We start from the raw sequence: 20,433 nt of genomic DNA on the forward strand, positions 1-20,433 counted from the left end.
ACGAGAAACACGGGGTCTACCTCTGGGTAGCAAGCATGTCGAAATAGGACGTATGCGAGAAGTCCCACCCTGTAGCACACGTCGCACGCCGGCCATCCGCCAGGTCCACCGCCTTCACGAGCGCAGCCGCGTCGATTGCCTTCTGGTCGACACGATGTTTCCGAACCAAATCGCCGATAAGCGCGCGCTCGTCCGGAGACGGAGATGCCTCCGCAAGGATCGTCTTCCACGTGCGCTCCTTGTAAAAGATCGATGAGGCCGCTTCGATCAGGGCGCGGGCCTGGCGATCATCGACGAGGCCGGCGCGAAGTACGCGATCGATCGTAGCCCTCACGTTGACCAAGGGTTCCGACAACGGCGCATAGCCAAGCTCTCGTGGTGCATGCAAAAGCGCAACTTCGGCATCGTCCTCCACATCGCCGGCGGCGTAGGCCTCGTAGATGGCCCCGATGCCCGTCATCCCGAAGGTGGCACACTCGGCGGCTCGCAGCGCTCCGATGCTTGCGGCACCGAACATGTGCACGCCAAGGGACAGGCTGTGAAGGATTTCCTTGTGCCAGACGGCCGCCGTCGTTTCAAAGTAGCCGTCGACGAGACCTATGACGTCGGCCCCCTCCTCCACGGCCCGGCGGATATCGCCCTTCGCCGCCGGCGGGCGCAGTTCGATGTCGGAAGGGATGGGAACGCTCATCCCGTGAAGCGATGGCCCGGCAAATATCAGCTTCATCGGAACACCAGCAGACGAGAGAGCGCCCTTGCCCCAAACCGGCGTTGTCGTCGCCCTTCTGGGTGTTCCAGCCCCGACACGATCACCTTGACCACCGCAAAGCGATCCTCCCCGGGATTCATCCGGACCGTGATGATGCGGCCGATCCTCTTCTCCCTGAGTTTGTCCAGTACGCGTGACAGCATCGTCTCCACCCCGTCGCCGGGAGAGCTCAGGTCTTCGGGGGGCGAGCTTTGGGGGCGCAAGCTCAACTTGCGCCGAAGAAACTCCGATGCGTCCCCTTCGTAAACGTCGTCCTCGACGTCGTCGCGCGTCCCCGTGATCAGCGTCAACCGCGACTGGACCGCCTCGGTCATGGCGCGGAGCGCGGCACGATAAGCGATGGGATGGGTCCCGCTTCCCATCGTCACGTCGATGTAGCGGAGGGAGCGACGCTCCGACGCCTCGGCCGGAGACATGAGGGCGGATATGGTCGGTACGCCCAAATCGCTTGTCATGTCGAAGAGCTGCAGCCGGAATCCGGCGCGCTCGATCCGGTCCGCCAGCGCGCTCGCAACGGGGTCTCCGAGATCGGCGCATGAGAAACAGGTTTCAGCTTGCTGTTCCATGCGACCCAGGGACCATAGAGTGTCGGCATCTCGCTCGATGCGTTCGAGCAAGCCGTGAAAGATCGCTTCTCTTTCGGTGTTTCCGGATGCCAGTCCGTCGGATGATTGCCAGAAGTGGGAGGGACGGGTAAAATCGAGCAGGACCGCTTCGAACGGAACCCACACGACCCCGTCATCCATCAGGTCTTGACCCGCGACCCAATCCAACCGGCAGGCGCGATCCGTCGGCTGATGGCCGATAGCGACGAGGTCGTCGAGCGGGTCACAGCTTTCACCCGCGCGCAAAATCTCGTCCGCCGATGCCGACCGAACCGGCAAGTGCGGTCGTTCAGCGCAGGCCCGTTCGAGCGCCTCCATGACGGCCGATGCCTTGGCGTCGATGTCGGCTATGCCCTTGCCTTGATGGACAGAAAGCGCACGAGCATTTGGGCGCATGGCGTTCCACACCGGAATGCCGATGCGGTCCAGCCCGGTCACCTTGGCGATGCGCGTGATGCCGTGCTCCGTGAGAGCCGGCATCACGCGCGCCAAAGTCTCTTCCGGACGGCACATGCGGTCCGAGTAGGTATGTCCACTGGATGTCACTTACGTCGGACCGCAGATGCAGTTAACCGTTGAGGCGGCCCGAATAGGCGCTGAGGCGGCCGGAGAAGGCTTCGCCGTTGCCGGCAAACGCTTCATCACCGCTGTCAAGTGCCACGGCGAGATCGACGCCGGCAACCAGCTTTGCGCCCTTGTCGCGGGCGGTCTTGGAAAAATCGAACGGTTCCTTCGCGGTATCCGGAAGGGCGGACACCGTCCCATTCTCGAAATCGACAAGCCAATATCCGGACTCACCGGAGATCCCCAGAACTGCCAACTTAGCCATGTTCGTCTCTCCTCAAAAACGGGCGTCACCTGAAGCCCGATCTGCGCAGGCCGTCTCGAAACATGTCCATCTTCCATTTCTCGCGGATGGGCACGTTCGTCAGCCAGTCATCGACCGTAAAGTCGGGGTAAATCGCAAGTGTGCGGCGCATTTCCCGCTTGGCGTTGCGTTGGTCGCCGAGCATCGCATAGGCCGCCGCCGCCAGCCGTCCCGCCTTCGCTTGATCGGCCATGCGACCGATGCAGGCGATGGCCTCGCCAAACTCTTCCAGGAAGAAATTCGCGCCTGCCGCCGTCCACCAGTAGAGATCCGGGCACAGCGGGTTGAGCTCGATCGCCCGCTTGATCTTGTCGAGAGCGAGGATCGGATCGGCTGCGTGCACGAGCGTGTCCGCGTGGTCGGCCATCAGGTCGGCGTGCGATGGGGCTCGGCTTTCCGCCTCCATGAAGGCTTCCATGCTTTCGAAGAACTGCCCCTGGTAAAGCTTGGCGACACCGAGCTGATGGTAGCCACCGGCGTCGTCGGCGCCAATCCTGATCGCGTCCCGCGCATGGGCTTCCGCCGACTGCAGCAGTTCTCGGTCACCTCGTGCCGTCAGGAGCCACTCGAGATGTTCGGTCCGCGCCAGTCCGGCGATTGCGGAGGCATATTCCGACGCATCGTGAAGGGCGGCTCGAAAGAACTTCCTGGCGCGGCGAATGCCCGGCAGATCGGCAACGGACAGGCTATGCTGACCGAGGAGATAGTTCTGATAGGCGGTCGGCTTCGACACGGTATGGATCCTGGCCAGTTCTTTCCGTTCGATCGAACCCGCTGTCTCCAGCACGATGCGCGCGACCAGCTCGCCGTAGGTGTTTGGGAAATGGTCCGGATGGCCGCGAAACTTTTCCGACCAGAGTACTTCGTCGCCTGCGACGTGAACGAGCGTAGCGTAGAGCGCCGTCTCGCCGTTCCGCTCCTGAAGGCGCGTCTCCAGAACGTAGGAAACATCATACTGTCTCAGAAGGTCGACCTCTTCCGACGCCATCATGGCGATCCGCCGCGCCGTGTAAGGGGCGACGATCGCGATGGTGCGGATACGGCAGAGGCCGATCGTGACGTCTTCGATCAGGCCGGACACGAGAGCCCAGTTGCGCTGATCGTCGGGCCTCCTCGGAGGCAGTAGCAGCAGGCGTGGCAGGTGCGGTCGCGACGTCGCCGGGGCCGGATGGCGTGGTTCCTCCTGCTCCACGGTCGGCCCCACGGCAATGGCGGCCACCCTTTTCTCCTCGTCATTGAAAAGCAGGCGAGCGAAACGAAGCATATCCTCCGACGGCTGGGTGTTGAGCTCGGACCAGAGTTGCTGGCGGTAGCGGTCGTAAATGAGGCGAGCCTGCGACAACCTCCGATCCTTGGCATAGACCCGCATCAGAACCTGATGGGCGATATCGCTATAGGGATCGAGTTCGATGAGCCGAGCAGCCGCCGCCTTGATCGACGCGCCGTTCTGGCCCGACAGCGTGGACGCTGCGTCTTCCAGTGCTGAGGCGAACTCGCCGAGCCAGAAATCACGCCGCTCGAGAAGCCAGAGTTGGCCTGTCTCCGAGGGGATGTCGACGTCGGCGAGAAACTGTCCCGACATGCTCCGCAGAAACGTGTCGAGGCGTATGACGGGGTCCTGAAGATGCCTCGTCTGCATGTCCTCGAAATCGAACCGGACGCCGCCCCTGCAGAGGGCGATGTCGGCGGATTCGATTTCGAGAAACGTTGCCCCCAGTTCGCGCTGACGAGTCCTGACCCGTGACAGGAGCTGGCGAAGATTGCCGAGCGCCTTTGCTCCGCCATCCTCGTCTTCTCCCCAAAGGAAAGACGCCAACTCGGCTCGGGAAACCCGCCCGGATGGCCGAAATCCCAGGAACACGATTGCAATAAGCCCTTTGTCGGGGAAACCGACGGGCTGGCCGTCGGGCCCGATCAACCGCATTTCGCCGTAAGTCTTCAGTCCGAAGGACACGCGGTCCCTCCCCCTTGGTGTGAAAGCAACTTGAGACTCAATGCGAGCGCAGCCCCCTGATGTCCATATCGGAGGCCCGATCCAGGAGTGACTCATCGCAGTCGTCGGCGAGCAACTTCACGAGCTCGATGATCGAGCGTCGGACTTTTGCGCTCTTGATGCGAACAAACGCCCTGTTGAGGGCTACCCCATCCTGCGTCAGCAGAGAGGCGTCCGCAGCATCCGACAATGGGTCGCTCTCCAGGTGGGAGTTGTCGGCGATGTTCTCGAAGAAAAAGCCTACGGGCACCTCGAAGACGTTGGCGATCGTTTGGAGGCGGGACGCGCTGATCCGGCTCGTCCCCTTCTCGTACTTCTGTACCTGCTGAAATGTGACCCCCAACTGCTCTGCCAGCCTGCCCTGACTCATCCCGACAAGAAACCGGCGCATCCTGACACGCGCACCGACGTGAATGTCGATCGGATTGGGCGACTTGACTGTCATCGGAGTCTCCAGCTTGGCGATGGTCGACGGATAGCGTAGCGATCAAGGGAGCTTGGGAAGGTTGGCAGCAGAAGCCACACCACGAATTAGTGTATTTCATGACGCGCACAAAATAAAGTAGCGAGAACGCACCGATACTCAATGTCATGGCCGGCTTGCGATTTGTACCAAGGCAGAAAAGGAGGCAGGGACCCAAATTTAGCTTTCCCAACCGGCCAATTGTTTGAATCCCTTCATTGCCCCGGCGTGGCGGAATGGACTACTATGACTGAACTTGAGCAAGCGGGCGCAAGAATCCCGCCGCCAAAGGGATGAAGCGGAAGAGGAGGCCTGGTACGAAATGACCGGGGCCGATTGTGTATTGGGCGTGGACCTGGGCACGTCGTCGGTAAAGGCGGTCCTTGTCGATCGGGGCGGTCGTATTCTCGGCCAGGGCCGAGCGGAATACGGGTTCGTCAGCCTTCACAGCCTGTGGGCCGAACAATCGTCCGAAGTCTGGCTGCATGCCTTCACGGAGGCCGTGCGGGAGACGCTTTTGCGCGCGGGTGTCGTTGCCCAGAACGTGAAGGGCATGGCGGTGTCGGCGATCGGTGGCGGCACCGGCATACCCGTCGACGTCGGCATGCAACCGATCCGCCCTTGTCTGCTTTGGCTCGATCGTCGCGCCAAGATCGAAAGCGAACGCGTTCGCCAGATGATCAGCGAGGAAGACCTCTACGCCATCACCGGCAACGGCGCGGACTCCTACTTCGGCTTTACCAAGATCCTCTGGATCAAGCACCACGAACCCGAAGTCTGGTCCCGCATCAACTATTTCCTGCCGCCGAATGCCGACATCATCTATCGCCTTACCGGTGAGATCGCCGTCGACCACTCACAGGCCTGCAATATCGGGGGGGTATATGATCTAGGCAAACGAGCCTGGTCGGAAGAGATGGCCGACATCCTCGACATCCCTCCATACTTCTTTCCGGAACGGCTCGTGGGCTCGCAGGAAGTCGTAGGGCGGCTGCATAAGGCCGGCGCCCGCATGCTGGGTCTTACCGAAGGACTGCCGGTCTGCGCCGGCGGTGTCGATGCCGCGGTTGCCACGCTTCGAGCCGGCGTCGTGCACGAAGGGCAGCACGCGGCCATGCTGAGTTCGTCGACCTGTTGGGGCTTCATCCACTCCAGCGCCGATCGCTTCCCCGGCCTCGTCTCGATGCCTTACGTGATCGACAGCGAAACGCTCACCTATTCTTACGGCGGCTCGGCGACCTCGGGGTCAGTGGTCCAGTGGTTCCGCGACAACTTTGCCGACAACGAACGTTTGGTGGAATCGCTAACCAGCGGTGGCAAGCGAAAGATTTCAGCCTTCGACCTACTGGACGAACACGCTTCCACCATTCAGCCGGGGTCCAACGGCCTGATGGTGCTGCCCTATTTCATGGGCGAGCGCAGCCCGATCTGGGACGTCGATGCGCGGGGCACCATCACCGGGCTGACGCTCAACCACACCAAGTCGCACCTCTATCGCGCCATGCTCGAAAGCGTCGCCTATGCGCTCAAGAACAACATCGACTATGGCAGCGCCGCCTTTCGCGGTCTGGAGGAGCAGTTGACCGTCGTCGGCGACGTCTCGAAATCCGACCTGTGGGTGGAGATCATCACCAACGTTACAGGCCGGCCGGTGCGGGTCCTGCCCAACAGCGGCAAGGCCGCCTATGGCGCAGCGGTGATCGCCGCCTACGGGATCGGAATGATCGACCGGGAGCAAATGGCGGACTGGCTGAGTGTCCAGCCGGCAAAGGTCCTGACCCCCGATGCGGACGCGAACGCCGTCTACGAGCGCAGCTACGAGAACTTCAAGCGCCTTTACGAACACATGAAGTCCTATTTTCCGACGGCCACCGAGACCTGACGGCGCCTCAGGCGGCGGCAAAGCCTTCGAGCGGAAACTCGTACTCTTGTGCCTCCTGCGACTTGTGGCGGAACTCGCTGGGCGTGACGCCGATGACCTGTCGGAACAACCGATTATAGTTGGACACGTTGTTGAAGCCCACCAGGTAGCAGATCTCCTGGATGGAGCGGGACGTGGAGAACAGATACTCGCAGGACTTGTTGATCCGCGTCTTGATGACGTAGCGGCGAAAACCGATACCCGTGCACTCGATGAACCAGCGCGAGAACATCTTGTAGCTCATGCCGACGAGCTCGGCCGCCGCCTCCATCGAGACGTCTTCCTCGATGTGCTCGCGAATATAGTCGACCACCTTGTTGAACCGCCGGAGAGAGGCGGTGCGCATGTCGATGAAGTAGCGTGAGGTACCGAGTACCGTCTTGCGGCGACATTGTTTCAACTGGTCGATGATGCGCATGAACGAGATCAATCGCTCCAGCGGCTCCTGCGTATCGATGATGTTCATCAGGCCGTAGACCGCCCGCTGCGTTTCGCCGCCGTACTCGACGCCGAACACCGCCTCATCGAAGGCGGGGCGGAGTAGACGCAGCTCCATCAGCACGTTGGCGCTGGCCTCGATCCACTCCTTTCGGAACTGCAGGATAAGGTCGCGCTCTGGAACCATGGTTCCACTGCGGGCATCGCTGACGAAGTTGTGCGGCGTGTAGGGGCCGATCAGGAACAGGCTGCCGGGCCGAAAGTTCAGAACGTTGTCGCCGATGAACAGCTTGCCGCTGGTTCTGACGATCTGATGCAGTTCGTACTCCGGATGAAAATGCCACTTGTCGCTGTCGTTCGGCCACCCGCAGCGCTCGAAGCGGAAGGAGTTTCCGAGGTTGTTGTCGTTCACAACCAGCGACGGTTTCATCTCGGGCATTGTCGGTCCTTCATCCGCTGATCGGTCGCGTCTCCGTCGCCGATGATCGGGAGCCGGCGGCACTCCTGTCAAGCAGGCCCGGTGACCCTCCCTTTCCACTCAGACCAAAGGCTAAGCGGCAGGCCGGATTTCGTAGATGACTCAATGGATAGGTGGAAAAAGTACAAGACAAATCAGGAAAACCGTCTAGGGGTCGCCACGTCCTTCGGCTAGAACGAATTCGCCGAAAGGCAATAATTACGGAGGAGACGTTATGAATATCCATGCAAAAGCGGCGCTTCTCGCCGCTTCGGCGACGCTTGTTCTGTCGGCAGGCGCAGCTCTCGCCAAGGACGCTCCCAAGATCGGTGTTTCCTTTCAGGAAATGAACAACCCTTACTTCATCGTTATGAACGAGGAAGTCACGGCATTCGCCAAGCTGCTCGGCGACAATACTGAAGTTTACGTCGCTGACGCTCGTCATGACGTTTCCAAGCAGCTCAGCGACATCGAAGACATGGTCTCCAAGGGTGTCAACATCCTGGTGGTGAACCCGACTGACTCCGAGGGCGTGCGCAGTGCCGTTGAAGCCGCCAAGGAAAAGGGCGTGACGGTGGTGTCCGTGGACGCGCAGGCTGCCGGCGTCGACTCCTTCGTCGGCTCCAAGAACTATGACGCCGGCGTGCTCGCCTGCGACGCGATGGTCAAGGAAATCGGCGGCAAGGGTGAAGTCGCCATTCTCGACGGCATCGCCGTTGTTCCGATCCTGGAGCGTGTGCGTGGCTGCAAGGACGCCCTCGCCAAGGCGCCGGACGTCAAGCTGGTCGACATCCAGAATGGCCGCCAGGAGCGCGACATCTCCGTCGGCGTCGCCGAGAACATGATGCAGTCGCATCCTGACCTGAAGGGTATCTTCTCGGTCAATGACGGCGGCGCCATGGGCGTTCTCGCCGCCATCGAAGGCTCGGGCAAGGACGTGGTGCTGACCTCGGTCGACGGCGCTCCGGAAGCGGTCAAGGCGATCGCCGCCGGCACCGCCTTCAAGGCGACGGCCGCCCAGTTCCCGCGCGACCAGATGCGCATTGGCCTTGCGATCGCGCTTGCCAAGTACATGGGCGCCCATGTCCCGGCCGTGATCCCGATCGACGTCGAGCTCGTCGACAAGTCCAACGCGGAAACCTTCGCCTGGTAATCGATCCGCCGCGGGGAGACATAAGCCCTTCCCGCGGCGAACCCGTTTTCCGGACTGTCCGATCAGCACCGCCGTCCCGGACGGCGCGTTCCGAGGGTTTCGCCATGCTCGAAATGAAACACATCACCAAGAGGTTCCCCGGCATCGTCGCCCTCAACGATGTCTCCCTCTCGCTGAAACGCGGCGAGGTTCACGCGCTGGTCGGCGAGAACGGCGCCGGCAAGTCGACACTGATGAAGATCCTGTCGGGCGTCTATCAGGCCGACGAGGGCCAACTGCTGATCGACGGCGAGGCGGTTCATCCGACGCGCACGCGAGAGTCGGAGAAGCTCGGCATCAACATCATTTTCCAGGAGTTCAGCCTGGTTCCCGATCTCAACGCCTTCGAGAACATCTTTCTCGGCCGCGAGATCCGCACGAAGCTCGGCACGCTCGACCGCCGCACCATGCGCCGTATGGCCCGCGAAGCCCTCGATCGGCTCGACATGCATTTCCCCCTCGATTGCCCCGTTGCAGGGCTGACGGTCGCCGAGCAGCAATCGGTGGAAATCGTCAAGGCGACCATCTTCAAGTGCAACTTCCTGGTGCTGGACGAGCCGACGGCGACCTTGACGCCGCGCGAGGTCAAGAAGCTGTTCGAGGTGATCGAGCGTCTCAAGGCGCTAGGCGTCGGTTGTTTCTTCATTTCGCACCATCTCGAGGAAATCTTCGAGATCGCCGACACCGTTTCGGTGCTGCGCGACGGTTGCCACGTCCATACCGGACCGGTCGCCGATTGTACCCAGGACGAACTGATCTCCAAGATGGTCGGCCGCGAGGTGACGCAGGCCTTCCCGGCCAAGCGCGGCGTCGCCGACGATGCCGAGCCGCCGATCATGGAAGTGCGCAAGCTGCGCTTCCCCGGTTCCGACAACATTTCCTTCGAGGTGCGCCGTGGCGAGATCCTCGGTGTGGCCGGCCTGGTGGGCGCCAAGCGCACCGAGAGCTTCCTGGCGCTGATAGGCCGCGACGCCTCGATCGAGAAAGAAGTGCTGTTCCAGGGGCAGCCGATCGAGCTGCGCTCACCTCACGAGGCACTGAGCCACGGCATCGGCTACCTGCCCGAGGATCGCAAGCGGACGGGCCTGTTCCTGCCCTTCTCCATTCGCTCCAACATCGTCATCAGCACCCTGACCCGGCTGACCAACAAGCTCGGCATGGTGCTGCCGCGCGAGGAGAAGGCACTCAGCGACCGCTTCATCGATCGCATGCGCATTCGGACCACCTCCGATCTCAAGACGGTATCGGAGCTGTCCGGCGGCAACCAGCAGAAGGTCATCATCGCCCGCTGGCTGGCCAGCAATTGCAAGCTTCTGATCTTCGACGAGCCGACCCGCGGCATCGACGTGGGCGCCAAGGCGGAGATCTACGTGATGCTGCAGGAGCTTGCGGCTCAGGGTCTCGGCGTCGTGGTGATCTCCTCGGATTTGCCGGAAGTCATCGGCCTTTGCGACCGAGTGCTCGTCATGCGCTACGGCTCAATCCGCGCCACGCTGACCGGCGCCGACATCAACTCAGAAAAAATAATGACTTACGCCTCGGGAGGTGAAAATGGGTGAAGCTGCTGCCACCGGCGCCAAGACGCGCGAAGAGCCCGCTGGTTTGGCTGGTCTTGCCAAGACCATCATCGCCCGGCCGGAGTTCGTTTCCTTCGTCGCGCTGATCGTCCTTATGGTCCTGACCGCGATGATGAACGAGAACTTCTTCACGGTCGACAACCTGATGAACATCACGCGTCAGGTCTCCACAACCGGCATCATCGCCGTCGGCATGACCTTCGTCATCCTGACGGGCGGCATCGACCTTTCCGTCGGCGCCATCGTGGCGCTTGCCTCGACGCTGATGGCCGGCATGATCGCCAACATGGGCTTCCCCTTCTGGGCGGCGGCGCTGGTGGCCATCTTCGGTGGCGCGCTGACCGGAGCCGTCTCGGGTTTCTTCATCGCCCGCTTTGCCCTGCCACCGATCATCGTCACGCTGGCGATGATGGAGATCCCGCGTGGTCTCGGCCTCATCTATACCAACGGCTATCCGCTGCCGATCGACCGCGAGTTCGGCTTCCTCGGCCGCGAGTATGTGCTCGGCATGCCGATCCCGACGCTGATCATGCTGATCGTCTTCGCGGCTGCCTACTTCGTGCTGAACCGTCTGCCCATTGGCCGCTATGTCTACGCCGTCGGCGGCAACGAAGACGCGGCCATACTCTCGGGTATCCGCACCGCCCGCATCAAGTTGATGGTCTATGCCGTCTCCGGCTTCACCGCCGCCATCGCCGGCATGATCCAGACCTCGCGCCTCCTGTCCGGCCAGCCCAACTCGGCCATCGGCGTGGAGCTCGATGCCATCGCTGCGGTCGTGCTCGGCGGTACGGCGATCACCGGCGGTCGCGGCCACATCGTGGGCACGCTGATCGGCGCCCTGTTGCTCGGCGTTCTCAACAACAGCCTCAACATGATCGGCCTGTCACCCTACAGCCAGCGCGTCGTCAAGGGCGTGATCCTGCTGGTCGCCGTCCTCATCGGTTACCTCCGCAAGCAGAACTCCCGCTGACACAGTAATCAAGACTTCCGACCGGACCAGCGGCCCGGTCGGACAATGCGGCCAAGCAGTTGAGTGTCGCGGCCTGCTTACCGCCAACCGATCGCCCACCGAGCCGCCCGAACCGAAACCTCCCGAGCGCCGGGCCAACTGCCCGGTGAGCGCCCTCGCCTTGCCCGGCCCTGGCCGGAACAGTCTCGCGTTTCTTCAGAGGACCAAGAGCCGTGACCTACTTTCTCGGAATCGACATCGGCGGAACCGTCATCAAGAGCGGCCTCTATGACACCGAGGGACGCGAAAAGGCCGTCGCCTCCGAGGTCGACAACGGTGTTGCCGCCCACCTTGGCTGGTCCGAACGCGACATGAACGCCATGTGGCGGATCGTCGCTGGCACCATCCGCCGCGTCGTCTCCGAGGCCGGCGTTTCCACCGACGAGATCGCCGGTATCAGCTTCTCCGCCCACGGCAAGGGACTGTATGCGCTCGATGCCGACGGAGAGCCGGTGCGCAACGGCATCATTTCCTCGGACAACCGCTCGCTGTCCATCGTCAAGGACTGGAAGGCCAAGGGTCTCGACGCGGCGAGCTACCCCTTCGGCTATCAGCAGCTCTGGACCGGCCATCCGGTCTCCCTGCTCGCCTGGATGAAGGCCAACGAGCCGGACAACTACCGCCGGACGCGCCACGTGCTGATGGCGCACGACTTCATCCGCTACAAGCTGACGGGCGTTTTCGCCGCCGAGGTCACCAACATCTCCGGAAGCAACCTCTACAATGTCGAGAAAGGTGCCTACGACCCGGCGCTCTTCAAGATGTTCGGCATCGACGAGATGGAAGGCTGTCTGCCGCCGGTCGTCGGATCCGAGGAATGCGTTGCCGGGCTGAGCGCCAAGGCCGCCGAGGAAACCGGCCTCAAGGTGGGAACGCCGGTGTTCGGCGGTTTCTTCGACGTCGTGTCGGCGGCCGTCTGTGCCGGCCTTGCTGACCCGAGCTTCGTCAACGTGGTGATGGGCACCTGGACCATCGTCACCTGGACCACCGACCGCATCCTGAAGCCGGAAGGCGATGCCTGGCCCTACATCTGGGGGCGCTATTGCATGCCGGACCGCTACTTCGTCCACGAGGGCAGTCCGACCTCGGCCGGCAATCTCGAGTGGTTCGTCCGGACATTCCTCGGCGGCATGCCCGACTGCTACCGCCAGGCCGACCTGATGATCTCGGCGTTGCCGAAGGCCGGAACCGACATCCAGTTCCTGCCCTATCTTTTCGCCTCGAACCTCGGCGACGATCTTTCGGCCGGCCTTCACGGCCTCGCCAATGCCCACGGCCTCGGCCAGGTTCTTCAGGCGGTTTACGAAGGCATCTGCTTCTCGCAGCACGTCCACCTGGAGCGGATCGTCAAGCTCTCGGGGCGCGACAAGACACTGCGCCTCACCGGCGGTCCGACCCGCTCCAAGCCCTGGATGCAGATGGTCGCCGACATCTCGGAGATGCCGGTCGAAGTGATGCACGTGGAGCAGTCCGGTTGCCTCGGCGCGGCCATCGCCGCCGCGGTCGGAACCGGAGTTCACAAGGGTTTCAAGGAAGCCATGGCCGCCATGTGCCCATCCGGCGCGTTGATCGAGCCCGACGTCAAGAGCTTCCCCGCCTATCGCGAGAAATATGCGGCTTTCCGCCGCCTGGCCGAAACACTGTCCAACCTGCCGGCCGGACGCTGAGCCATCAAGATCTGGAGGACGTCGTGACCCGAGAGGCGTTGCCCAACCCGCTGGGCATCTACGAGAAGGCGCTGCCGAAGGACCTCGACTGGCCGGCGCGACTGGCGCTCGCCAAGGCACTGGATTTCGATTTCGTCGAAATGTCGATCGACGAGACCGACGAGCGCATGACGCGCCTGAGCTGGTCGAAGGCTGAACGCGCCACCTTCTGCGCGTCCGTGCGCGATCTGGACGTCGCCGTGCCGAGCGTCTGCCTGTCGGCGCATCGCCGTTTCCCGTTCGGCAGTCGCGACCCTGCGACGCGCGTCAAGGCGCGCGACATCATGCGCCGGGCGATCGACCTCTGCGTCGACCTTGGCATCCGCACCATCCAGGTGGCCGGCTATGACGTTTATTACGAGGAAGCCGACATCGGCACCAAGGAGCGCTTCATCGAAGGGCTGCAGTGGTCGGTGCGCGAGGCGGCCAAGGCGCAGGTGATGCTGGCGGTCGAGATCATGGACACCGCCTTCATCAACTCGATCACCCGCTGGCGCGAGTATGACCAGCTCATCCACTCGCCTTACTTCTGCGTCTATCCCGACCTCGGCAACCTGACGGCCTGGGGTAACGATGTCGACGCCGAACTCAGGGCCGGCATCGATCGGATCGTCGCCATTCATCTCAAGGACACGCGCAAGGTTACGGGCGATTTTCCCGGCCAGTTCCGCGACGTGCCCTTCGGTGACGGCTGCGTCGATTTCAAGGCCTGCTTCGCCACGCTCGCCGACCTCGGCTATCGCGGCCCCTTCCTGATGGAGATGTGGACGGAGAAGTCCGACGAGCCGGTGGTGGAGATCGCCACCGCCCGGCGCTGGATGATCGAGCAGATGCGCCTTGGTGGTCTGCTCCAGGCCGCATGAGACGATTTGAGGAAACGCCCAAAAAAGCAAAGTGAGTGTCCGTCGGTGACGGACGAAAGGAGACTGAAATGGCTGTGAGTATCGAAGGTCAGGTTGCCGCCATCACCGGCGGTGCGTCCGGCATCGGCCTGGCGTGCGCCAAGGCCATGGCCGAGGCTGGTGCCCGTGTCGCCGTCGTCGACCGCGACGAGGAAGGCCTCGCCAAGGCTTGCGCCGAGATCGGCCCCAAGGCCTTCCCGGTTCGCATCGACCTCCTGGATCCCAAGAGCGTCGCCACCATGCTGCCGCAGATCATCGAGAAGGCCGGCAAGCTCGACATCCTGCATGCCAACGCCGGCGCCTATATCGGCGGTGACGCCGCCACCGGCGACCCCGACGCCTGGGACCGCATGCTGAACCTCAACATCAACGCTGCCTTCCGCACCGTTCACGCCGTTCTGCCTTACATGATCGAGCGCAAGCATGGCGACATCCTGATGACCAGCTCGGTGGCTGGCGTGGTGCCGGTGATGGTCGAGCCGATCTACACCGCCTCCAAGCACGCCGTTCAGGCCTTCGTGCACACCGTGCGGCGTCAGGTCGCCAAGCACGACGTGCGCGTCGGCGCGGTGCAGCCGGGTCCAGTGATCACCGCCCTGCTCAAGGACTGGGTCCCCGAGCGGCTCGCCGCCCTGAAGGCCGCCGGTGGTCTGATCGAGCCCGAGGAAGTCGCCGACGCCGTCATGTTCATGCTGACGCGCCCGCGCAACGTCATCGTCCGCGATCTGGTGATCCTCCCCGCCCAGTTCGACATCTGATCCTCCCCAAGAAAAGACACCTCCCCCACAAACTGACGGCGGCGCACCGGCAACGGTTCGTCGCCGCTTCTTGTTGGAGCGATCGTTTCTCGCCACAGTTCGGCAATCCGGTTATCTTGAAAGGTGGCCAATGCCCCGAGAAAGGAGATTCCCATGTCGCAGGTAAGGATCCGCCCGATGGGCGCCACCGCCAGTCTCGATCGCAACGGTCGCGGCGGCGTCGTCGCCCGTTCCGGCGCCAGTCTGACGCTGGCGGGATCTCCATCGATGGAGGGCTTCAATCCGCTGGAACTGCTGGACGCATCGCTCGCCGGTTGCCTGGCGTTGAGCGTTCGCATTGCGGCGCGCAACCTGGGGCTCAACGATCGGCTGGGCTCCGTCTCCGTGGAAGTGATCGGTGCCAAGGCCGCCGAGCCACCGTCGCGCATTGCCCAACAGACTTGCCGTTTCTCCATCGAGGGCGATTTCAACGATGCCGAGCGTCGATCCCTGATCGAGGAAGCGCACAAAGTTTGCACGATCGGAAACAGCTATCACGCATCGATCGACATCACCGACGGCGAACCGCTCTCATAAGCCAGGCCGACGGAGCTCGCCTTGTCTATGGAAGACTAGACGAGTAAATTAATCCGATTATTGCTCGTCCTGCGCAAACCTGTTTCCTGACCGTCGGCCACTAGAGACGATGCCGACATTCTCATTTCCCTGGCCTCGGCTAGACTGGCCGCCAACAAGGTCGCCCAGCCGGCCATCACCGAGGAGAGAAACATGACCGCTTTGTCCGCCCGCGCCCACCGAACCCACCGTTCGGTCTTGAAAGCCACAACGGCTGCCATGCTGCTCCTCATGGGCGTTGCGCCAGCGCTGTCCGCCGAGGGTGGGCCCGACGCTACCATCAGCATCGGCTCGCTCTACGAGCCGCAGAACCTCGACAACACGGCCGGCGCCGGCCAGGGCATCAACGAAGCCTTCAACGGCAACGTCTACGAAGCGCTGTTCCGCCTCAACGACGACGGTTCCGTGTCGCCCAGCCTCGTCAAGGACTACACGGTGTCCGACGATGGTCTCACCTACACCTTCACGCTCCAGCCGGGAGTGACCTTCCACTCCGGCGATCCTCTGACGTCCGCCGACGTCAAGTGGTCGATCGAGCGCGTGACGTCGCCCGACAGCAAGAGCTCGCGCAAGAACTCTCTGAAGCCCATCGCATCCATCGAGACGCCCGACGATGCGACCGTGGTGATCAAGCTCTCCTCGCGCTCGATCTCCCTGCCCTACAATCTCTCCTATGTCTGGGTGATCAACGACGCGGCCAAGGACCTGCAGTCCACCGAGGACGGCACCGGACCCTACGCCCTCGATGGCTGGCAGCGTGGTTCCCAGCTTGCCGTCAAGCGCTTCGACAAATACTGGGGTCCGAAGCCGGAGAACGGCGAGGTCGTCTTCAAGTACTTCACCGAGGCAACCGCCCTCAACAACGCCCTGCTGACTGGCGCCGTCGACGTCATCACCTCCGTGCAGAGCCCGGACTCGCTGGCTCAGTTCAAGGACAACCCGGATTTCACCGTCGCCGAGGGCAAGTCGACCACCAAGCTGCTGCTGGCCTACAACGACCGCGTCGCCCCGTTCGACAACGTCAAGGTGCGCAAGGCGCTGGCCCGTGCCGTTGATGACAAGAAGCTGCTGGAAGCGGTGTGGGGCGAGTACGGCACCCTGATCGGCTCCTTCGTGCCGCCGACCGATCCCTGGTACGTCGATCTCACCAAGGTCGATGCCTATGACCCCGAAAGCGCCAAGGCGCTGCTGGCCGAGGCCGGTTATCCCGATGGTTTCACCTTCACCATCGACACCCCCAACTACGATCCGCATCCCCTCGCCGCGCAGTTCCTGCAGGGTGAGCTTGCCAAGGTCGGCGTCAAGATAGTGATCAATGTCATCACGGCCAACGAGTGGTACACCAAGATCTACAAGGCGCACGATTTCCAGGCGACCCTGCAGGAGCACGTGAACCACCGGGACATCGTCTTCTACGGCAACCCCGACTTCTACTGGGGGTACAACAACCCCAAGGTCGTCGATCTGATCAAGGCATCCGAAGAGGCCAAGACCGTCGACGAACAGACCGAGAAGTTGAAAGAAGCGAACATCCAGATCGCCGAGGACGCGGCCAGCAACTGGCTCTATCTTTACCCGCAGATCGTGGTGTCTAAGACGTCGGTCAGCGGTTACCCCCTCAACGGTCTCAACTCGCAGTTCTTCGCCTACGGCATCAAGAAAGCGGACTGAGCTCTTTCGGAACGCGCGGAGCCCGCTGATGCGGCTTCGCTCCACCGCTCGACACCCGGCGCCGCCCGACCTAATCTCGGGCGGCGCTTGATGCTTTCCCAAAAGGTGCCGCCATTCTTGCCTATCTCGTTCGTCGGACGGCGATCCTCCTGGTATCGGTGCTGATCGCCGCCGCTGTCCTGTTCCTGCTGCTGCGCCTCCTGCCGGGCGATCCCGCCAACGCGCTCGTCTCCGTGGGAGCCGATCCCGAACAGATCGAAGCCGCCCGTCGCCAGGTCGGGTCCGACCTGCCGCTCGCCGCGCAGTTCGTCCGCTACCTTGGCCAGCTCGGCAGCTTCGACCTTGGAGCCTCTTTCGTGTCCGGTGTGCCGGTGCTTGACGAGATCGGACGACGCCTGACGCTGACACTGCCGCTGACTGCCCTCGCCTTCATCTGCGCCATACTCCTTGCGGTGCCGCTTGGCATCCTGGCCGCAGTCAAGCGCGACCGCTGGTACGGCAACCTCATCTCGGTGATCTCCCAGCTCGGCGTTGCCATCCCGGTGTTCTGGATCGGCATCCTCCTGGTCACTGCGTTCGCCGTGAAGCTGCGGCTCTTTCCGTCGGGCGGGTTTCCCACATCCGGCTGGCGCGACCCGCTCATGGCCCTGCACCAGCTTGCCTTGCCCATCCTCACCATTGCCCTGGTGATGTCGGCCTCCCTCATCCGCTACGTTCGTTCGGCAACGCTCGACGTCATCGGCTCCGACTACCTTCGCACGGCCCGGGCGTTGGGCGCCGGCTACGGCGAAGCACTCATTCGTCACGGCATTCGCAACGGCGCGGTGCCCGTCATCTCCATTCTTGGAATCGAACTCGCCTCGACGCTGCTCGGCGCCGTGGTGGTGGAGCGCGTCTTCTCGCTGCCCGGCTTGGGTTCCATGCTGCTCGGCGGCATCGAGCAACGGGACTATCCGAGCGTTCAGGGCGTTCTCTTCATTTCGACGCTCCTGGTGCTTCTCGTGGGCTTCGCGGCCGATATCGTACAGCGCCTGATCGATCCACGCCTGCGCGGACAAAGTGGGGGCCGGTCATGACCGATACGACACCCGTCCTCGCTCCGCCCACCTCCATGCGCGTAACGCCGACGTTCCTCATCGGCGCGACATTGGTCGGACTTCATATCGTCGTCGGGCTGCTGACGCTCGTCTGGACGCCCTATGATCCGACGGCGATGACGGGCGGTCGCCTCGCCCCGCCATCCCTTGCTCATTGGGCCGGCACCGATCGGCTAGGCCGCGACCTCTTCACGGAAATCATGGTCGGCGCTCGCATCGCGCTGTCCGTCGGCATCGGCGCCGTGACCATTGCCGCCTCCATCGGCGTAACCCTGGGGTTACTGGCCGCTTTCGCGTCCCGAACCGTCGACGACGTATTGGCTGCGACGCTCGACATCCTGATCGCGTTCCCGACCTTGCTTCTCGCCATGCTGATCGTGGCGGCAAGCGACGGCGCCAGCCTGGGAACCGCCATTTTCGCCATCGGCATCGCGTCGTCGTCCATCGTCGCCCGCCTGACCCGCATCCTGGCACGGCGAGTACTGGCCATGGACTACATCACCGCGGCTCGCGTGTCGGGAACCAGCTGGCTTGGCATTGTTCGCATCCACGTGTTGCCCAACATATGGCCGACGCTGATTGTCAACTTTGCCTTGCAGTTCGGTCTCGCCGTCATTGCAGAGGCCTCGCTGTCCTATCTCGGGCTCGGCGCCCCCCCACCGAATGCCTCATGGGGGCGGCTTCTGCAGGAAGCTCAGGCTACCGTCTACACCGCACCCTTTGGCGCCATTGCGCCGGGCATAGCGCTGGTGTCTCTGGTGATCGGCCTGAACCTCTTCGCCGACGGTCTTCGCGACGTCGCCGATCCGACCCGGCGGAGGCGCTGATGGACGAACTCCTCACCATCGAGAATCTCTCGATCCGCCATGCCGGCCGCTCCCTGGTTTCCGGCGTGTCGCTATCCGTCGCCGCCGGAGAGCGCGTCGGGTTGATCGGCGAAAGCGGGTCGGGCAAGTCTCTGACGGCGCTTGCTGCCATCGGACTCCTTCCCGACGGAATGACCGCCTCGGGGTCCGTCGGACTCGCTGGCCGTCAGGTGATCGGCGCCACCGACCGTGAGGTCGTCGGCCTGCGAGGCGCGGTGGCCGCCACCATATTCCAGGAGCCGCTGACCGCTCTCGACCCGCTGATGCGGATTGGCGGTCAGATTGCCGAGGTTGTGCGGCGGCGTGTCCGCCGCGACGGGCGCTCCCTCTCGCGAACCGAGGTTCTTGCCGAGGTGATGGGGTTGATGGCGCGCGTCGCCCTGCCCGATCCCGCTCGCCTTGCCCGCGCCTACCCGCACGAGATGTCTGGCGGCCAACGCCAGAGAGCGGCCATCGCCATGGCGCTCGCCTGTCGGCCACGCCTGCTCATCGCTGATGAGCCGACCACCGCCCTCGACGTCACGACACAGGCCGAGGTGCTGAAGCTTCTCGAAATGCTGGTGCGCGAGGAGAATATGGGGCTGCTGTTCATCAGCCACGACCTGCCGGTGGTGGGCACCGCCGTCGATCGCGTGCTGGTCTTGCGGGCCGGTGAACTGGTCGAGGAAGGGCCGGTCGCCGAGGTTTTCGGTCAGCCGCGCCATCCCTATACCGTCGGCCTCGTCGAGGCGGCGCGCGCCTTCGACCAAGCCATAGGAGCGGCACTATGAGCCTCATTGATCTCACAGCCGTATCCTTCGCTTACGGGCGCGGCCGCCCCGTGCTCGACGGCATCGATCTTCGCATCGAGGCGGGACACAACCTGGGCATAGTCGGCGAGAGCGGATCGGGAAAGACGACCATTCTCCGCCTCTTGCTCGGCCTTGTCCGACCGTCTTCCGGCGATATCAGCTTTCGCGGCGCGCCGATCGATCCGGGCGACCGCTCGTTCATGCGCGTCTTCCGTCGCGCCGTCCAGGCCGTGTTTCAGGATCCCTATTCGTCGCTCGACCCGCGCCAGAAGATCGTCGACATCGTCGCCGAGCCCCTTCGGTCGTTGAAGATTGCCACCGATGTCGATGCCGCTGTCGCCGAGGCCCTCTCCGCCGTCGATCTGCCGCGCGAGGCTGCCGGCCGCTATCCGCACGAGTTCTCCGGCGGTCAGCGTCAGCGCATCGCCATCGCGCGCGCCATCGTCTCGCAGCCCGAGCTGGTGCTGGCGGACGAGGTCGTTAGTGCGCTCGACCTCACGACGCGTATCCGCATCGTCGAACTTCTGAACGTTCTATCGGCAAACACGACTCTGGTGCTGGTTTCGCACGATATCGGCTTCGTAGCTCTCCTTTGCCAGGATCTCGTCATCCTGGAAAAGGGCCATATCGTCGAACAGGGGCCGGCTCGGGACATCCTGTCGGCACCGAAGCATCCCTACACGCAGCGCCTCCTCGAGAGCACGCCTCGCCTGCCCGATTTCGCCTGAACCG

The 20,433-nt window shown here is 63.1% G+C and carries 19 protein-coding genes; 13 read left to right on the plus strand and 6 right to left on the minus strand.

What is annotated here, in order from left to right:
- Positions 1-16: 16 nt before the first annotated feature.
- From M4J39_RS02310 to M4J39_RS02330, 5 genes are read right to left on the minus strand one after another with little or no spacing between them, the layout of a single operon-like run.
- Complete coding sequence (locus tag M4J39_RS02310; RefSeq protein WP_251726173.1) at positions 17-727, minus strand: TfuA-like protein; 711 nt, start codon at positions 725-727, stop codon at positions 17-19.
- Positions 724-1,887 carry a YcaO-like family protein gene (locus tag M4J39_RS02315; protein WP_256469660.1) on the minus strand — a complete coding sequence of 388 codons (1,164 nt, stop codon included), beginning with the start codon at positions 1,885-1,887 and terminating at the stop codon, positions 724-726. Before M4J39_RS02315 ends, M4J39_RS02310 begins: the two co-directional genes overlap by 4 nt.
- 55 nt (positions 1,888-1,942) lie before the next feature.
- Positions 1,943-2,203 (minus strand): hypothetical protein, encoded by a 261-nt coding sequence (locus M4J39_RS02320; RefSeq protein ID WP_143741474.1) that lies wholly within the window; start codon positions 2,201-2,203, stop codon positions 1,943-1,945.
- Positions 2,204-2,228: 25 nt separating this feature from the next.
- The gene (locus M4J39_RS02325; RefSeq protein ID WP_251726176.1) at positions 2,229-4,196 is read right to left on the minus strand and encodes a BTAD domain-containing putative transcriptional regulator; all 1,968 of its coding nucleotides are present in this window, start codon (positions 4,194-4,196) and stop codon (positions 2,229-2,231) included.
- A gap of 37 nt (positions 4,197-4,233) precedes the next feature.
- Positions 4,234-4,680 carry a helix-turn-helix domain-containing protein gene (locus M4J39_RS02330; protein ID WP_251726177.1) on the minus strand — a complete coding sequence of 149 codons (447 nt, stop codon included), beginning with the start codon at positions 4,678-4,680 and terminating at the stop codon, positions 4,234-4,236.
- A gap of 340 nt (positions 4,681-5,020) precedes the next feature.
- Here M4J39_RS02330 and M4J39_RS02335 point away from each other — a divergent pair, with 340 nt between their 5' ends.
- Positions 5,021-6,580 (plus strand): FGGY-family carbohydrate kinase, encoded by a 1,560-nt coding sequence (locus M4J39_RS02335; protein WP_251726178.1) that lies wholly within the window; start codon positions 5,021-5,023, stop codon positions 6,578-6,580.
- A gap of 7 nt (positions 6,581-6,587) precedes the next feature.
- Here M4J39_RS02335 and M4J39_RS02340 read toward each other — a convergent pair whose 3' ends face one another.
- Complete coding sequence (locus M4J39_RS02340; RefSeq protein WP_251726179.1) at positions 6,588-7,496, minus strand: AraC family transcriptional regulator; 909 nt, start codon at positions 7,494-7,496, stop codon at positions 6,588-6,590.
- Positions 7,497-7,749: 253 nt separating this feature from the next.
- Between M4J39_RS02340 and M4J39_RS02345 the strand changes: the two genes are divergently transcribed.
- The 12 genes from M4J39_RS02345 to M4J39_RS02400 all read left to right on the plus strand — a co-directional run bounded on the left by M4J39_RS02345 (position 7,750) and on the right by M4J39_RS02400 (position 20,429).
- Positions 7,750-8,667, plus strand: a complete 918-nt coding sequence (locus tag M4J39_RS02345; RefSeq protein WP_251726180.1) for a substrate-binding domain-containing protein — start codon at positions 7,750-7,752, stop codon at positions 8,665-8,667.
- Positions 8,668-8,771: 104 nt separating this feature from the next.
- Positions 8,772-10,265, plus strand: a complete 1,494-nt coding sequence (locus M4J39_RS02350; RefSeq protein ID WP_251726181.1) for a sugar ABC transporter ATP-binding protein — start codon at positions 8,772-8,774, stop codon at positions 10,263-10,265.
- The gene (locus tag M4J39_RS02355) at positions 10,258-11,256 is read left to right on the plus strand and encodes an ABC transporter permease (RefSeq protein ID WP_251726182.1); all 999 of its coding nucleotides are present in this window, start codon (positions 10,258-10,260) and stop codon (positions 11,254-11,256) included. The genes M4J39_RS02350 and M4J39_RS02355 overlap by 8 nt, the downstream gene beginning before the upstream one ends.
- A 212-nt stretch (positions 11,257-11,468) precedes the next feature.
- Positions 11,469-12,962 (plus strand): FGGY family carbohydrate kinase, encoded by a 1,494-nt coding sequence (locus tag M4J39_RS02360; protein ID WP_251726183.1) that lies wholly within the window; start codon positions 11,469-11,471, stop codon positions 12,960-12,962.
- Between the two features lie 23 nt (positions 12,963-12,985).
- Positions 12,986-13,864, plus strand: a complete 879-nt coding sequence (locus tag M4J39_RS02365) for an L-ribulose-5-phosphate 3-epimerase (protein ID WP_251726184.1) — start codon at positions 12,986-12,988, stop codon at positions 13,862-13,864.
- Between the two features lie 68 nt (positions 13,865-13,932).
- Positions 13,933-14,661 carry an SDR family oxidoreductase gene (locus M4J39_RS02370; protein ID WP_251726186.1) on the plus strand — a complete coding sequence of 243 codons (729 nt, stop codon included), beginning with the start codon at positions 13,933-13,935 and terminating at the stop codon, positions 14,659-14,661.
- Positions 14,662-14,814: 153 nt separating this feature from the next.
- Positions 14,815-15,237: an OsmC family protein gene (locus M4J39_RS02375; RefSeq protein ID WP_251726188.1), complete on the plus strand. Its 423-nt coding sequence runs from the start codon at positions 14,815-14,817 to the stop codon at positions 15,235-15,237.
- A gap of 258 nt (positions 15,238-15,495) precedes the next feature.
- Positions 15,496-16,947, plus strand: a complete 1,452-nt coding sequence (locus M4J39_RS02380) for an ABC transporter substrate-binding protein (protein ID WP_251726778.1) — start codon at positions 15,496-15,498, stop codon at positions 16,945-16,947.
- A gap of 113 nt (positions 16,948-17,060) precedes the next feature.
- On the plus strand, positions 17,061-18,023 hold the full coding sequence (locus M4J39_RS02385) for an ABC transporter permease (RefSeq protein WP_371875390.1): 963 nt from the start codon (positions 17,061-17,063) through the stop codon (positions 18,021-18,023).
- The gene (locus M4J39_RS02390) at positions 18,020-18,871 is read left to right on the plus strand and encodes an ABC transporter permease (protein WP_371875367.1); all 852 of its coding nucleotides are present in this window, start codon (positions 18,020-18,022) and stop codon (positions 18,869-18,871) included. Before M4J39_RS02385 ends, M4J39_RS02390 begins: the two co-directional genes overlap by 4 nt.
- A complete protein-coding gene (locus M4J39_RS02395; RefSeq protein WP_251726190.1) occupies positions 18,871-19,680 on the plus strand; it encodes an ABC transporter ATP-binding protein in 810 nt (269 codons plus the stop codon). The genes M4J39_RS02390 and M4J39_RS02395 overlap by 1 nt, the downstream gene beginning before the upstream one ends.
- Positions 19,677-20,429 (plus strand): ABC transporter ATP-binding protein, encoded by a 753-nt coding sequence (locus M4J39_RS02400; protein WP_251726192.1) that lies wholly within the window; start codon positions 19,677-19,679, stop codon positions 20,427-20,429. The genes M4J39_RS02395 and M4J39_RS02400 overlap by 4 nt, the downstream gene beginning before the upstream one ends.
- Positions 20,430-20,433 lie beyond the last annotated feature (4 nt).

The organism is Pleomorphomonas sp. NRK KF1 (assembly GCF_023721755.1).
GTDB lineage: Bacteria > Pseudomonadota > Alphaproteobacteria > Rhizobiales > Pleomorphomonadaceae > Pleomorphomonas.